The 16,262-nt window shown below is 42.7% G+C and carries 14 protein-coding genes; 4 read left to right on the top strand and 10 right to left on the bottom strand.

The genetic code is table 11. The features are described from left to right. Nucleotides 1–172: 172 nt before the first annotated feature. Both sdhD and sdhC read right to left on the bottom strand, forming a co-directional pair. Nucleotides 173–559: a succinate dehydrogenase, hydrophobic membrane anchor protein gene (gene sdhD / locus FHS24_RS05235; RefSeq protein WP_227670405.1), complete on the bottom strand. Its 387-nt coding sequence runs from the start codon at nt 557–559 to the stop codon at nt 173–175. Between the two features lie 17 nt (nt 560–576). Further along, nucleotides 577–963 carry a succinate dehydrogenase, cytochrome b556 subunit gene (gene sdhC, locus FHS24_RS05230; protein ID WP_183619455.1) on the bottom strand — a complete coding sequence of 129 codons (387 nt, stop codon included), beginning with the start codon at nt 961–963 and terminating at the stop codon, nt 577–579. Between the two features lie 1,106 nt (nt 964–2,069). Between sdhC and gltA the strand changes: the two genes are divergently transcribed. Then, nucleotides 2,070–3,350: a citrate synthase gene (gene gltA, locus FHS24_RS05225; protein ID WP_183619453.1), complete on the top strand. Its 1,281-nt coding sequence runs from the start codon at nt 2,070–2,072 to the stop codon at nt 3,348–3,350. 121 nt (nt 3,351–3,471) lie between these two features. Here the strand turns inward: gltA and FHS24_RS05220 are convergent, their stop codons facing one another. Then, a complete protein-coding gene (locus tag FHS24_RS05220; protein ID WP_227671683.1) occupies nt 3,472–4,470 on the bottom strand; it encodes a hypothetical protein in 999 nt (332 codons plus the stop codon). A gap of 245 nt (nt 4,471–4,715) precedes the next feature. After that, nucleotides 4,716–5,261 carry a type IV secretion protein Rhs gene (locus FHS24_RS05215; RefSeq protein WP_227671684.1) on the bottom strand — a complete coding sequence of 182 codons (546 nt, stop codon included), beginning with the start codon at nt 5,259–5,261 and terminating at the stop codon, nt 4,716–4,718. A gap of 270 nt (nt 5,262–5,531) precedes the next feature. Between FHS24_RS05215 and FHS24_RS05210 the strand changes: the two genes are divergently transcribed. Both FHS24_RS05210 and ribBA read left to right on the top strand, forming a co-directional pair. Beyond that, a complete protein-coding gene (locus FHS24_RS05210) occupies nt 5,532–6,821 on the top strand; it encodes a replication-associated recombination protein A (protein WP_183619451.1) in 1,290 nt (429 codons plus the stop codon). Nucleotides 6,822–7,121: 300 nt separating this feature from the next. Continuing rightward, nucleotides 7,122–8,234 carry a bifunctional 3,4-dihydroxy-2-butanone-4-phosphate synthase/GTP cyclohydrolase II gene (gene ribBA / locus FHS24_RS05205; RefSeq protein WP_183619449.1) on the top strand — a complete coding sequence of 371 codons (1,113 nt, stop codon included), beginning with the start codon at nt 7,122–7,124 and terminating at the stop codon, nt 8,232–8,234. A 148-nt stretch (nt 8,235–8,382) separates the two neighbouring features. Here the strand turns inward: ribBA and FHS24_RS05200 are convergent, their stop codons facing one another. From FHS24_RS05200 to FHS24_RS05175, 6 genes are all read right to left on the bottom strand, one after another. After that, nucleotides 8,383–8,874: an acyl-CoA thioesterase gene (locus FHS24_RS05200; RefSeq protein WP_183619447.1), complete on the bottom strand. Its 492-nt coding sequence runs from the start codon at nt 8,872–8,874 to the stop codon at nt 8,383–8,385. Nucleotides 8,875–8,940: 66 nt separating this feature from the next. Beyond that, nucleotides 8,941–9,894, bottom strand: a complete 954-nt coding sequence (locus tag FHS24_RS05195; RefSeq protein ID WP_183619445.1) for a hypothetical protein — start codon at nt 9,892–9,894, stop codon at nt 8,941–8,943. A gap of 73 nt (nt 9,895–9,967) precedes the next feature. Then, on the bottom strand, nt 9,968–10,957 hold the full coding sequence (locus FHS24_RS05190; protein ID WP_183619443.1) for a uroporphyrinogen-III synthase: 990 nt from the start codon (nt 10,955–10,957) through the stop codon (nt 9,968–9,970). Nucleotides 10,958–11,115: 158 nt separating this feature from the next. Then, nucleotides 11,116–12,153: a hydroxymethylbilane synthase gene (hemC, locus tag FHS24_RS05185; protein WP_183619441.1), complete on the bottom strand. Its 1,038-nt coding sequence runs from the start codon at nt 12,151–12,153 to the stop codon at nt 11,116–11,118. Between the two features lie 184 nt (nt 12,154–12,337). Continuing rightward, a complete protein-coding gene (locus tag FHS24_RS05180; RefSeq protein WP_183619439.1) occupies nt 12,338–13,075 on the bottom strand; it encodes a LytR/AlgR family response regulator transcription factor in 738 nt (245 codons plus the stop codon). Nucleotides 13,076–13,456: 381 nt separating this feature from the next. Continuing rightward, nucleotides 13,457–14,503 (bottom strand): sensor histidine kinase, encoded by a 1,047-nt coding sequence (locus FHS24_RS05175; RefSeq protein ID WP_227671685.1) that lies wholly within the window; start codon nt 14,501–14,503, stop codon nt 13,457–13,459. 218 nt (nt 14,504–14,721) lie between these two features. On the opposite strand from FHS24_RS05175, the gene argH reads away from it, so the two are divergent. Continuing rightward, complete coding sequence (gene argH, locus FHS24_RS05170; protein ID WP_183620051.1) at nt 14,722–16,095, top strand: argininosuccinate lyase; 1,374 nt, start codon at nt 14,722–14,724, stop codon at nt 16,093–16,095. Nucleotides 16,096–16,262 lie beyond the last annotated feature (167 nt).

The raw sequence follows: 16,262 nt of genomic DNA, 5'->3' as shown, positions 1-16,262 counted from the left end.
TATTTTGGCTACTAACGGATTTATTATCGCCTGAGCACTTTAAAGTACGTTGTTTAAAATAAACGCTTTTAAATAAGCGAATCATCGCCAATGCTGTCAGGTTCGTCCGTTGTTATTAAATATTCGATTTATAAAAATTAAATGAATCAATATCTAAACGTATGATTAATGGTTAAACCGCAACAACACCGAAGCCGTTACCCCAAAAAATCATAATGCCCCAAAATAGGAAAACTAAAATAGCGATAATCATTAATGACTGTAGCACTAAACGTAGACCTGCTGCGCTTGAGCCCAGTTTGCCAGTGGTAATATAGTCAGTAAATACCGTCCACATACCAACCCACGCATGACCAGCCAACGCCAAAACGGCTAATAAGCTGAACAGACGCATCGGTAAACTGGTCATAAATTCTGACCATTCAACGAAGCTTACATTGCCATGAGTTAAGAAGAAGCCCAGTAATACCACACTGTATACGGCTAAAACCACACCACTGATACGCTGAATAATCCAATCACGTGAACCTGAACCAGTTAGACCAGTAGCGCTTTTGATTCCTGAATCATTTTTCATTAGAACATCACCCATACAAATGACGCGACAATTAAGATTGCTGCAATTACAAAGCTAATCATAGAAGCGGCACGGCCAGATTTTAGCTCCTCATTCATGCCCATATCAGCAAATAAATGCTTGATACCCATCACAAAGTGATAAGCGATGGTGGCGACAAAAATCCACGCCAAAAAGCGAACAAGGACATTGTCAAATATGGCTTCAAAACTCTCAGGCGATGCCAAAGAATTCTGTAATATCCATAACATGACAGGAATAAGTAGAAATAAAATAATGCCAGAGATACGATGCAAGATTGAAGCTATCGCAATCGGTGAGCGATTAACGCTAATCACTTGGCTTAAGGGCAGATCAATAGGTCGGTTGCTTTTCACAGCGGGCATCCTTTTTGCGGTTATACTCCTGTATCTGCTATCAACGCTTGGTACAAATACACTTCTATAAGCGGCGAGCAACACATGAGATGAATAAGGTAAGGAAGGGCTAGCTGACGTTGCTTCATTTGCGCTAAATTTGATAGATAGATTTTATATAGGAGATAAGCTTTCTATATATTTTTTCTATGAGACCTTTTTCTATAAGACTTTTATAGATTTATATAAGGATTCTATAGACGGCTCAACCTCGCTCGTGGAACGGATAATCGCTACCAATAACAAGCTGTCTACGTGTTTTGTAATAGTAAGCACGCAGCATGGGATCAATCGATTAACTATTCTATTTTTACTGCTTGCCATCAACAAAAAAAGATAACGCCAGAGTGTCATCTCTATATTATCATTTTTTATTAAGGTAAACTTCACTGTTGGATATCTAAAAATAGAACAGTTAACAAGAATATTTAAGCGATAAGCCAGGTTTTGGTCTATAAAGCGAACGTCCAATCATAACCAATCAGCAGTAAAGCTAGGCTTTATCAGCGGCTCGATTACGATGAGCTATCAATTTACGCAAAGCTAGTGCCAGTTAAATCCCTCTAATTATAAAATGACTGGCCGCTAATTACAAATTTATCCCCTAAATAGTGGTTATTAGAGATTAATTAACAAAAAGCTGGCTATTAGTAAGATGAATTCATTAGTATTACTCAATCAAAATAATTCGTAGCACTAAGCCAATTTGTCGGTTACGCATACTCTGTCTGTTATATAGTATAGCGCCTTATAGATTAAAATGGTTTATCTTAGTAAAAACACTGTAATATTATAATGTTAATGATAATCATTACTTTAATATTAGCATGGTGCTTTACAGCCAAATTACTAAGCAGACATATTTTGATACAAAGTTTACAGTCGCTAATGATGACTACAGCACCCTTATTACAGACATTACTGCTAAAAGTCTTTTCAAAACTTAGCTAATAACTGCTAATATAGCCTGCATCTTAAATGGGTTAAATTTATTTGACCGTTTGACTAGTGACGACGCGAGGGTGTGCGTCGATATATTTTTATTCTAACAAGTTAAAAACAATGGAGAGCAATTTATGGCTGACAACAATGCCAAATTAACCGTAAATGGTGAAGAATACGAACTTCCTATTATTGAAGGTACTCTAGGGCGCCCAGTTATCGATATTGCTGCTCTACAAGATTCAGGTTTTTGGTCTTATGACCCTGGTTTCAAAGTAACGGCTCCGGTTGAATCAAAGATTACTTATATTGATGGCGGTAAAGGTGAGCTGTTGCATCGCGGTTACTCTATTGATGAGTTAGCGAACAATGCAGAATACCTAGAAGTAGCTTATGCCTTGATTCATGGCGATTTGCCAAATAGCGAGCAAAAAGCAGATTTCTACGAAAAAATCCGTAAGCATACTGGTGTTCATGACCAATTGCGTAAATTCTTTGAAGGCTTCCGCCGTGATGCCCATCCTATGGCTATCATGGTTGGTGTCGTTGGTGCTTTATCAGCGTTCTATCATGAAAATCTTGATGTAAGCAATGAAGAGCATCGTGAAATCACCGCTATTCGCCTAATCGCTAAAATGCCAACGCTTGCAGCCATGAGTTATAAATACTCACAAGGCGAACCGTTCATGTATCCACGTAATGATTTCAATTATGCAGAAAACTTCTTATACATGATGTTTGCAACGCCTGCTGATGTTGATTACAAAACCAATGACGTTATCACCCGTGCAATGGATAAAATCTTTACTTTGCATGCTGATCACGAACAAAACGCTTCAACGTCTACCGTACGTCTAGCGGGTTCTACTGGCGCGAATCCTTACGCTTGTATCGCTGCTGGTATTGCGGCCCTTTGGGGACCATCGCATGGCGGCGCCAATGAAGCCGTACTTGAGATGTTAGATGAAATCGGTTCGGTAGAAAACGTTCCAGAATTTATGGAAAAAGTGAAAAGCCGTGAAGTGAAACTGATGGGCTTTGGTCACCGTGTTTACAAAAACTTTGACCCACGTGCACAAGTGATGAAAGAGACTTGTGACGAAGTACTAGGCGCATTAGGTATCAATGATCCTAAGCTTGAACTTGCTATGGCACTTGAGAAAATCGCTTTAGAAGACCCGTTCTTCGTTGAGCGTAACTTGTATCCAAACGTTGATTTTTACTCTGGAATTATCCTTAAAGCCATCGGTATCCCAACGTCAATGTTTACTGTTATCTTCTCACTAGCGCGTACTTCTGGTTGGATCAGCCATTGGTTAGAGATGCACAGCGCCCCGTTCAAAATCGGTCGCCCACGTCAGTTATACACTGGTGAGACGCATCGCAAATTCGTTAAAGTTGAAGACCGCAAATAGTCAGTCTTTTGTTTTAGAATTATAAAAATTAGACAGATAAAAATCCCGCTCTCGTAGCGGGATTTTTATGGTTTATATTTAGTAGGATTAATACAGCAATCAGCGGTAATCTTCTAAATTTTTACTGAAACTCTTTTAACGTCTGCTCGTATTTGGCAATTTGCTCGTCATAGTCTTGAATGGTTTCATTAAATTTCGCCATCAGCCTTTCAAATTCTTGCTGCTGATTGATTTTCATCTGCTGCATATCAATGACTTGCTGGGCTTCTATTTGCTCCCAAACTTGATGCTGAATAATCAAACGTGCCAGCGCTGGGCTTTTTGCACTCAATCGACCAGCGATTTCTGCATGTTCAAATACCTGCGGCACCAATGTCGCGATATTAATTAGAGTATCAACATCTTCCGCACTAAGCGGCGTGGTCACAGGCTGATAAAGGGCTTCCATCGCTTGTTGATAGCTTTCTATAATCTGCTTATCTGTCAACATCACCGGTTTACGCGGCTCAAGGCTAATACGCTTGAGTACGGTTAAATCGCGCTCGCCAACCTCTGTACTAGTATTGATATCAGAATTACTGTTAGCACCAGAGTCACCATTACTATCGGCCGTGGTGACTGCTGCTGAATCCGTGATAGCTGGTTTTGCTATTTGCTCAGACGTTGCATTAGTTGAAACTGTGCTAGTCGGACTATTTTCAGTCGCTAGAGCATCAGTTGCAGCACTATCAGGCAACAAATCATTGTCACTGTCTGATGCATCTGCGGCTTGTAGCGATTCATATTCTGCTTGCAAGCGCTGCTGTAGCCCTTTCGCTTGTGCAAGATACAAAGGCTGGAACTGCTCTATACGAGCAGCAGCCGAATCGCTTTTGCGCATAGGCTGACTGTCTTCCGCAGTCGTTTGCTCGCTGGTTTGGTTGGTATCAGATACTGGCTCTTCTGTTTGCTGCTGACAACCGCTCAATAACAATACGCCAGTCAATGCTGCCGCAAGCAATGTCGGTATTTTATACGGGCGAATCATGGCTTTATTTATCACGGATTTATTTAGCATCGTTTTATTGTTAGAGCGATGATGAGTGTCAGTGTCAGATTTTACTGATGAAATTTTAAACATCCGAATTTATATCCTTATTAAAAGCAGAAAGAGTAAAAGCCAACGTGATAACACCATCCATGACTGATAATTTTTTTAGCAAAATTATTGAATTAATTGAGTGATAAAGTCTCAGTTTTTTCATTACCAGATTTTTTATTATAATTGCTGTTGGTACTCTCTATATTTATTTTGTTTATATATTGACTGTCTATAATGAAAGAAAGCTTAAGCCATCATATAAATATTCGAACATAATAGAAAGATTAAACTTTAAACGAGCTGTAACTGTCACGGGTATCATGATTGCTATTGAGCATTTGTTCCTTTAAAAATGGAACACAAGTTTCAAAGTCACGACAGTCGTGACCATGATGGCGACGGACAAAATAGTCTTGCACCATACGTGCTTGTTGTTCGATTCCATAGTTAAAAAAGGACTTACCTGCCTCAAATACATATTCATAACGGCGATTCATGATAGCGCCGCGTACGACTTTAAGACCTTGCTGCAATTGCCAAACGTGGGTCAATTCATGGATAAGCCAGCTTTGCTTGCCCAAGGAACATTGGCTAAAATCCTTAACCCAGTCGACTGGGTGGAAATAAATATTGCCATTAGGACTGACAGCATAATGCTTTAGTACCCACCACGCGGTCTTAAGCTGCACATCATCAAGCTTAAGACAGTCACCGAACACTGAGCGTGCCAGCGCTATCTCTCCCTCAGTCAGCTGACGTGACTGTTGCTTTGAGCCTTTAGCAGCTATAGAGTGCTTAAATAAGCGCTTGAAAGTCGATTGCAACCTCATTACTGTCTTACCTTATAGTCGAATAACTGAGCATGTATAGATACTATTTTATAAGTACGATTTTTATAGAACTATTAAGCCTTTAATAAGGGTAAAAACTTAAAAAATAAAGCCTCTAAGACATAAGCTGTACACTTAATTGACTTTTATTAACGTAAATCTGCGTTAGCCTAGCTAGAACGAAATGAGTCATTGTTTTTAGCGTTAAGCTTAAAACGAAGACACTACCTCATAAGAATTGAAAATATTTAATTGATAATAGAGACCTTTATGCCACCTAATTTTCATGCCGATACTCCCCTTGCTCAGCGTATGCGCCCCGCGACCCTTGATGCTATCATCGGTCAAGAGCACTTATTAGCAGCGGGTGCACCTTTACGGCGCTTGGTCGAACAAGGACATTTGCCGTCGATTATTCTTCATGGCGAAGCGGGCATCGGCAAAACCACCATCGCGATGCTATTGGCTGATGCCGTTGGGCGACCCTTTCACGCCCTATCAGCACTGAATACGGGCGTTAAGCAATTACGTGAAGTGTTAGATACCAAAGATTCGCTAAGCTTTGAGTCGCCTGTGGTCTTTATTGATGAGATTCATCGCTTTAATAAAGCCCAGCAAGATGCATTACTTGGTGCGGTAGAATCGGGTGACATTACTTTGATTGGCGCGACAACCGAGAATCCGTCGTTCAGTGTTAATAACGCCCTGCTATCGCGTTGCCAAGTCTATCGTTTAGAGCCGCTAACGCCTGAGCAAATAAGTACGGTATTACAGCGCGCACTTTTAGAAGATAATATTCTAAAAACTCTAACAGTTGATTTACAGGCGCAACAGACGATTAGCCAATTGGCGCACGGTGATGCCAGAAAAGCGCTGAATTTATTAGAGCTTGCCATTCAAACGGCGGATGCTAAGCAATCACCATTAATTATCGATGATGAATTGGTGGCTCGTGTCGCTCAGACGGCTCTAGTCCGCTATGATAAAGATGGCGAGCAGCATTATGATATTATCTCTGCCATGATAAAATCTGTCCGTGGCTCCGACCCTGATGCAGCTTTGTATTGGATGGCGCGGATGCTCGTTGGCGGTGAGCCTGCTGATTTTATCGCACGGCGCTTGGTTATTTTAGCCAGTGAAGACATTGGGAATGCCAACCCTAACGCCCTACTCCTTGCGGATGCCGCTTTGCGTAGCGTGCAATCCATCGGTATGCCAGAAGCACGTATTATACTGGGGCAAGTGGTGGTGTATCTTGCGACCAGCGCCAAAAGTAATAGCACGTATAAAGCCATTAATGCGGCGATGGTGTTGGCAGAGAAAGACGCCTCGCCTGTGCCGCTACATTTACGTAATGGCGTGACTAAATTGATGCGCAATCAAGGTTACGGCGAAGGTTATGCTTATCCACACGATTATCCCAATCACTATTATCCGCAAAGCTATTTGCCCGATAATTTAGTCGGGACCAGTTTTTATAAATTCGCTGACAATCAACGAGAGCAACACAGTAAGCAGTTTATGGACTGGCTAAAGAGCCAAGCGGCCAGTAACCAATAATGGCTATCCGTCTGCATTGTTGATAATACTTATGATTATTTTTAACCTATTAACTGACATATCGGGAAGATGACGCAGCACGCTAGGGTGAAAAGCGTTAAAATGTCCTCATAATGATATATACAAACCAGTTGCTCGGAAAAACTTTAAAGCATATTGCTTCTGTTTATATGGCTCTTATCAATGCTTGCTGTGCTTTACCGCAACAGTGTTTTTATCAATCTACTGCTACAATAGGCAGATAATGATTTATATCCCCAATTAAACCTACCTATAAATAATAAAATATTGAGACTTCCTATGAGTTTAAATACGATTCCTGAGATTATCGAAGATATTCGTGCTGGAAAAATGGTCATCTTAATGGATGATGAAGATCGCGAAAACGAAGGTGATATCATTATGGCAGCGACCCATATTCGCCCTGATGATATTAACTTTATGATTACCCATGCTCGTGGTTTGGTTTGCTTGACCTTGTCAGAAGCACGTTGCCAGCAGCTAGCATTGCCACTGATGTCAGATCGCAATGAAGCTAAATTTAGTACCAACTTTACCGTTTCTATTGAAGCCGCTGAAGGTGTGACGACTGGTATTTCTGCCGCTGATCGTGCGCGTACTATCCAAGCTGCGGTTTCCTCTTCAGCAAAACCAGAAGATATCGTGCAGCCTGGACATATTTTCCCAATCATGGCTCAAAATGGCGGCGTCCTTCATCGTGCCGGTCATACCGAAGCCGGTTGTGATTTGGCTCGCTTAGCAGGTTTGGAGCCAGCAGCAGTTATCGTTGAAATCATCAATGATGACGGGACGATGGCACGTCGTGATGATCTAGAAATATTTGCCAAAGAGCATGGTCTGAAGATTGGTACGATTGCTGATCTGATTAACTACCGCATTGCCAATGAGCAAACGGTCGAAGAAATTGAATCACATCCGTTTGAGACAGAATATGGTACTTTTACCCTGCATCGTTTCCGCGAGTTTGGTGCTGACGAAACTCATTTGGCTTTAGTAAAAGGTGATGTGAGCGAAGGCATCAGTACCGTTCGTGTACATGGCTTCCATCCATTACGTGACTTATTTGCAGCGAAAAATGATGCAACTGGTCGTAGTGGCTGGAGTGTACGTTCAGCGCTAGAAGAAATACAAGATTCAGAACGCGGCGTGCTCGTTTGGATTGGCAACCATCAACCGATTGATTTAGGAGATGCGCTCGATAAAGCTGCTGAAAATCAATCAATCTCAACCATTGCTCAGCAGCCGTATCGCAGCATTGGGGTTGGCGCACAGATTTTACGCCATTTAGGGGTTCGTGATATGCGCTTACTGTCATCACCGATGAAGTTTTATGCGTTGTCAGGCTTTGATTTGAACGTTGTTGATTTTGTTTACGCACCTAAGCAAAAATAAAGACTAATAGTAAAATTAAGCAGTAGAAAGAGAACAAAAAAGGCACGCTAAATTATTAGCGTGCCTTTTTTTATGGTTTTTTATTAATGAGTTTTATCTTATCAGTATCATTCTAGCAGTATTTATAACTTACTAAATAAACTCTCTTTTAAAATTCGGGCGTATGACCGACTGCTTTTTCCAGCGCCAACAAGCGCTCACGCTCCTCGAATGTCCATGGCAACTTAGTTTTACCATCGCTCTCTAAGCGTACTATCACTGCTTCAGCAGTAGCGACCACAGCTTGCTGAGCAGTGCTATAGTAGCTATATTCGATTACTATGCTGGTATTACCCAAACGCTGACAACGCACGCCCAATAATAAAGTATCAGGATATACGACTGGGTGCAAATACTGACAGCTAGACTGAGCGAGGACTGTCACCATACTGCCATCAAACATGCCGAGCGCCTGCAAATAGCCAATCCGTGCTGACTCCGCGTAACGATAAAACACCACATTATTTAGATGGTTAAAGGCATCCATCTCGCCCCAATGGATTGGCTGGTGATGGATAATTGGATAATGCGCCAACTCATCAGGGTGACGGTTATCTAAGCTAGTATTCGTTAAATATGAGGTTTGATTCAGGCTATCCATTATTTGATTTCTCTTATTATTGCTCTTATTTTTATAATTATGAACTTTTAAAACAGCGGTATGTACTTAGCGCTTAGGCTTATCCAAAATTTGCTTGGTTAATAATGGCGTTGGTTTTGGCGCATTGGCAATCAGTCGATCCAACCAGTCTATAACCTCGGTAATGTCGTTAGGAGACGATTTTGTTTGAACCTTACCATTGTTAGAGGTTTCACTATTCGCTGTTTGAGAAGTTTTATTATTGTTAGGTTTTTTTGATGCTGATGACTGTGTCACTAGTGTTTGTAGCTGTTTACGCGCTTGACGCAGATAGCCGACCAGCTGCTCTTGTTCACGCATATTGCTTGCTTGAGTGGCGAGATTCAACGTCATAATAACTTCGTGAATCATGAGCTGCCGGCGCGTTAAGCTCATATTATTATCGGGAATTTTAGTCGAGTCAGTTGCATTAGTAGGACGCTCACGTTCGTAACTGTGCAAAAACTCTTGAATATTTTGAATGGCTATATTTTGTAGCTGCCACGGACTCGGCTGCGAGCTTCTTGCCTGCAAGCGTTCAATATCCTTTGCCAAGCTTTGTTTAATCACCACGGTTAGCGCTGGGGCAATCTCATTACTGCTTTGAGACAATTGCCAATGCAGGCCACGCAATAATTCAATCGCCGCACTCTCGTTATTGTCTGCCAATAATCTATCAGCCGCTTGTATTTGAATACGCAATAAATCGAGCTGATTTTGAGCTTGACTACTAGCGGCAGTCCGTGGTGCCGGCAAGGTTTGCTGACTCATCGCAAAGATGCGATCATCCATCTCATTGAGGCGACTGACGACTTGCTCATTGCTTTGCAAACGCTCATTGACATTATGCTCAAAACGCTGCTGACTGATATAAAGCCAGAGTAAAGCGGCGATAAGCAATAAAATCATTAGCCATTGCAGGCGCACCAAAAACATATTTGCTTGCCGGCGCTGCTGAATAGCAGAAGGTTCCTGAGATAATGATTCAGTATTAATGGACATAAGGCAGCACCGTTGGTGATTGATAATTTTTAAGCAAATATAAAATAAGTAGATTAAAAAAATAAAGCGTTTTTTACATTGAATCAACTATAGGCGAACGGATTGCCGCAAGGATAGTAGCTGGCGCTAAATCTTCCACACGCCTATAACTCAACTGCTGGCGAGCGACCATATTGGCTAAGCGCTCGCCTAATACCACATACGCAAAATCGGTGAGCTGCAGCTCTGGGTGGGCGGGCTTATCCATACTTGATTTTGACTCTACAACCTTTGCAGCAACTGCCTTAACAATAGCTTCCCAATGCTCAAAAGCCGTGCCGCTACTGACAATAACGATGGGCTTTGGCTGTGCTACTGAGGTTGTCTGCTGCAAAGACTGTTGCGTAAGAAACTGTGCGTGCCATTGCTCATACTGTGCCATAGCGCCGGCAGGCATGATGCGCTCATACCAAGCGATGCTATCTATGTGCACGCCGCGTGCCTGTAGCGTATCAACCAATAGTCGCCGTCCACCGAGCCCGCGCCATACCAAGAGCTTATCGCCTGCTTGGAGACTTTCAATTTCAGGCATAGCTAACATACCTTCATTATTGGCAATTAACGGCTGCAATACTTGATAGCTTGCTATATCTAATTTGCAGTCATTTAATACCGCCGCAGTCGCTTCTCCAACTGCAATCAGATGGCTCGGGGCTTTTACATTTTTAAGATCTGATTCTTTATGCTCACTAACATTTCTCTCAGATTTCTGAGCTTGGCGTTCATTTTCAAGCGCTTGCCAAACAGCCAATCCTGAAGCGGCGGCAGTTGGGCTAACAATGACGAGTGCTTGATAATCACCCGCAAACCATTGACGCATCAGTCCCATATCCTGCTCGGTAGTTGCGCGCGATTCTAGTGTCAACATTGGCATGTCAATCACCGACATTCCTGCCGCTTGTAAATGCTGGGTCAACGGTGCCGCACGCTCAACTGGGCGCGTATTAATGACGACTTGCGGCAGCAATGATGGCTTATCAAAGGGTTGATGGGAATCCGTAGATTTTGGTGATGACCAAGACATAAACATACCGTAATAAAAGGCTCAAGAAGGAAGCTTAATCATATAGCCACCTGAGCGACGGCGCTATGATTAAGTGGATAACGAGAGTACATTATGATGCAACTTAAAGGGGACTCATTTTAAGCATGCGTCAATTTCAATATGATTTAACCTAAACATTATTTAGGATTATAAATGGCTGATAAAATATCACCCGCACCAATTTCTAGTAGCATCTCAGCGACTTCAATACCTAGTTGATTGGCTTGCGCTTCTTGCTCAGCTTGGCTGCCTGTTAGAGTCAGACGTTTTTCAACTTTGAGCAGCTCGCTACCGTCTTCTTGACCGACGCGACCGCGTAGCCACAAGCTATCACCAGCATCATTATTGCCGTTTTGGCCATTGTTTTTGCTATTGCTATCTTTGTCTGCATCAGCCATTTGTAACACCGCATAAGCAGCAATAGGTACTTGGCAGCCACCTTGTAAATGACGGTTCAATGCGCGCTCAGCGATGAGGCGGATACGGGCTTTGTCATCATTTAAGGGCGCTAGTAATTTTAAAACCTCATCATCACCCTCACGGCATTCAATCGCCAGTGCGCCTTGTCCAACCGCTGGCAAGCAAATATCAATATCTAGCTCACTGCGAATACGCTCATCGAGCTCAATGCGCTGTAAACCGCTGGTTGCCAAAATAATAGCATCATACTCGCCAGCATCGAGCTTTCCTAAGCGCGTACCGACGTTGCCGCGTAGAGTTTTGATTTGCAAATCGGGACGATAGGCTTTAATTTGACATTGGCGACGTAAGCTTGCTGTACCGACCACCGCGCCTTGTGGCAACTCATCAATACTTTGATAAGTGTTAGAAACAAAAGCATCGGTTGGCGAAGCACGTTTGCAATAAACGCCCAGCGTCAAACCTTTTGGTAATTCCATCGGTACGTCTTTTAAAGAATGCACCGCAATGTCTGCCTGCTTATCGTATAAAGCTTGTTCAAGCTCTTTAACAAACAAACCCTTTCCGCCAATTTTAGCCAGCGGTGTATCCAAAATCTTATCCCCTTTAGTGACAATTTTTAGCAGATTAATCGTCAGCTCAGGATACAGCGCCAGTAGGCGGGCACGAATATGCTCCGCTTGCCATAATGCCAAGGGGCTTTGGCGCGTGGCGATATTTAAGGTAGTCAAAGCAGTTGGCTGCATGGTGCTCATAAAAGGCCTCAATAATTTCGATACTAGGATGTCAGTGCTCAACAATAATGCAAATTTGGCACCCAAAATGGGCGCTAAAAACGATATATAAAGAAGAATGATGCAAAAAAAATACCCCTATTTAAGCATAAATAAGGGTTTGATGATATGGCATGATTATGTCAACAGCATGAAGCCCTTATCACTACATGCTTTGAATCTTTTCACGTAGTGCAGGCAGATGGCGACGACTCACTGCTAGCGTCTCATCAATCCCTTTAAAGTGCAATTGAAACTGTCCTGCATCTAAGGCTTCTAAAAAGTCTAGATATTTGATATTGATAATCGCGTTACGATGCACCCGAAACAATCTGCCCTCAAACTCTTGCTCAAGCTCTTTTAGGGTGTCATCAATGAGGACAACGCCTTCTTTGTGGCGTACTTTGACGTATTTTTGATCGGCGGTAAAGTAGTAGATATCTTTGAGCTCTATTAGCTCAACCCCGCGGTGGGTACGCGCTGCGATATGTTCACGCACTGGACGGGCGGTCGGGTTTTCAAGTTTGCGAATCTCATTTAATTGCGCGGCATTGAGATTGGTGGCTTTGTGTAGCGCTTCTAGCAACTCATCTTTATTGGCCGGTTTTAACAAATAGCCGATGGCATTGGCTTTTAACGCCGCTATCGCATAATGGTCATAGGCCGTTACGAATATAATGGCTGGCGGATGGTTCAGCTTCGCAAGCTCTTGGGCACACTCAACCCCATCCATCTCAGGCATGCGAATATCAAGCAGTATGATGTCTGGCTGCTGAGATTTTACGGCAATAATGGCCTCAATGCCCGTCTTTGCTTGGGCAACCACCTCATGACCTGATTCTTGGACAATCCTAACCAAACGTTCACGGGCTAATGGCTCATCATCACAAACAACAATCCGCATGCAAACTCCTTTATAAGTGCATACTTAGAAATCTTTAATAGTATTTATCATATATCTACATTTGAAATTTACTGCTTAGCAAAACTATCATTCGCCTTTTAGCTCAGACACTACACCCTACTTCAGTTATAAACCAACCGTCCTATTTCTGCAAGCCGCCCATAACGCTTCAGCGTTTCAGTACCATTTTTAGCATTTAAGCACTGCTAGTATTTAAACATTAGTAATAGTTAAGCATTGGTAAGCATTTAAGTACTGCTAATTTTAAAAACTGATAATCCTCAACAATATGATAAACAATGCAATAAATATGCCACGCTACCCGCCTACGATTGCTGGTTTATTATGACTAACCAAGTAAAGCGCTTTAGAAAGCAAAGATTATAAGCTGACATCTTGTAGCGGGTAATGAATAATAGTAATAATTTGTTTACTCGTCACGCGGCTTTGGATATCAGCACTGTCGCCAAAATAAGCACGCAGACGTTCCGCCTGAATATAAAAATCCATATGCTGGCGCAAGTCATGGTTAATCATCAAGGTTTTTTTAGGCAACTGCACGCTAATGGTAATCTCAACGCGATGCTGCAGCCAACTGACTTTAATATCGATATAAATGGTGTCAGTGGTCATCTCAACCACATTGAGCAGCATTTTTTCAATGACGCTTTGTAAAGTCAAAGCGGTGATGACCATGTCATACATTACATCTTCGTCAGGTAGCTGCCAATTTACTGCCAGCTTATCCTCCAAGCGAATAGATTCGATGGCTAAATAATGCTCACAAAGGGCAATCTCTTCCTCAAAGCTAATCTCACGCGCGCCATTAAAACTGGCACGAAATAACGCTGAAACGTGCTGCAATAAGTAAGCGGCGCGGGTTGGGTTAGTTTCAATCAGCGACATCAGGGTATTGATAGTGTTAAAAAAGAAATGCGGCGCAAGGCGAGCTTTTAATATATCGTTTTGGGCGCTCAATTTTTGCTCAAATGATTGTTTCAGCGCATTCAGCTCACGGTAGCGACGTAAAAAAATCAGCAAAGTGGCAACCGTAAAGCCTGCGGTAATGACGGTATTAAAGACAACCGTTGAGATAAAGACGCGAACACTATAATCAAACCAACCAAAATTTATCATAATCAGCAAGACCAACATCATGGTCACTGCTGTGGCACCTGTTAAGATTAGCAAGACATACATGCTGGCTGCGGATACGCTTAAACGCTTCAATATAGGGCGCAGATAATCAATTAAATAAAAAGAAGGTATCAAGGTTAAGCTGGTTTGGATAAACCTTGCGATAAATTTGATGATAAATTGTGATTGGTTGGCCACACTATGGCGATCGACTATCGCTACAAACAGCGACCAAAAAAAGATTGCCAGCAGCCACTGCCAAGCCTTCATGATTTCCATGAGCTTGGGCATAAAAAACTCTAAGCGCTCCGCTAGTAAGGCAACCTCATCATTTGCTATACTTGAGTTCTTATTCTCTTGACTTGTCTTGTACCGATATGAACGCCAATTCTTCAAATAGTAATAATCCCGATTCAAATAAAAATTCATCTGTTTCTGATTCTAGCACAGAAGCTTCTCTAACAAATACTGCCGCAGCGCAAAGCCCTACCAGTAGTCAGGGTCAGCAGATGTGGGGCGGACGCTTCAGTGAAGCGACGGACAGCTTTGTCGCCGCCTTTACCGCTTCTGTTGGCTTTGATCAACGCTTTGCCCGTCACGATATCCAAGGCTCGATTGCGCATGCGACCATGCTTAAAGAGTGTAGCATTTTAAGCGCTGATGACGTTGCGATCATTATCGATGGTCTACAGCAAGTGTTAAGCGAGATTGAAGCAGGCGAATTTAACTGGTCTATCGCGCTTGAAGACGTACACATGAACGTCGAATCACGCTTGACTGATATTGTCGGTGCAGTAGGTAAAAAACTGCATACTGGGCGTAGCCGTAACGATCAGGTTGCTACCGATATTCGTCTGTGGTTGCGTGAAGAAACCGACAATATCATTGCGCTACTCGTACGTTTGCAAAGCGGCTTGCTAGATTTGGCTGAGCAACATACTGATACCATCATGCCAGGCTTTACCCATTTACAAACCGCGCAGCCCGTCAGCTTTGGTCATCACGTGATGGCATGGTTTGAGATGTTATACCGCGATACAGAGCGTCTTGTCGATGCACGCCGCCGTATCAATCAGATGCCGCTTGGTAGTGCTGCTCTTGCTGGTACGACCTTCCCAATTGATCGCACCATTACTGCCAAATTGCTAGGTTTTGAAGGTATTTGTCAAAACTCTTTAGACGCCGTATCAGACCGTGATTTTGCTATTGAGTTTACCTCAGCGGCTTCTATCTTGATGATGCATATGTCACGCATGAGCGAAGAGATTATCTTATGGATGTCAGCGCAATTTAACTTTGTGCAAATCCCTGATCGCTTTTGTACTGGCTCATCTATCATGCCGCAAAAGAAAAACCCTGATGTACCAGAACTGGTACGCGGGAAAGCAGCACGTGTCTTTGGCCAGTTAATGACATTGCTTAGTCTAATGAAAAGCCAGCCGCTTGCTTATAATAAAGATAACCAAGAAGATAAAGAGCCGCTATTTGATTGCGTAGATACCTTAACGGGTTCGCTATTAGCATTTGCTGATATGCTACCTAATATCACGCCGAATAAAGAAAATATGCGCGCTGCCACCATGAAAGGCTATGCAACAGCCACAGACTTGGCTGACTACCTTGTACGCCGCGGTGTGGCTTTCCGTGATGCCCATGAAGTGGTCGGTAATGCCGTTGCTTTGGGTATCAAAGAAGGCGTTGATTTAAGCGACTTGTCTTTAGCGCAGCTGCAGCAGTTTAGCGATGCGATTGGTGATGATGTCTTTGAGTATCTAACGCTAGAAGGTTCATTAGCCGCTCGTGACCACTTAGGTGGTACTGCGCCAAATCAAGTGAAGCAAGCGGTGGTTAATGGTCGTATGCGCTTAAAAGCATTTGCGTAAAGCTAGCGACGCCATACAAGGTTTAATTACAGTACTAGCCCATGCATAAAAATACCCGCATCATCGCGGGTATTTTTATGCAGATCGTTTTATAAATATGGTTTTATGAACATCAGTAGCTACATGAGCTGTTACCTTCTCTACACCTGTTATCCTTGGCTAAACCC

It is taken from the genome of Psychrobacter luti (assembly GCF_014192115.1).
GTDB lineage: Bacteria > Pseudomonadota > Gammaproteobacteria > Pseudomonadales > Moraxellaceae > Psychrobacter > Psychrobacter luti.
Note: the sequence above shows the minus strand (reverse complement) of the source record. Positions and strands in the feature narration are given on the sequence as shown.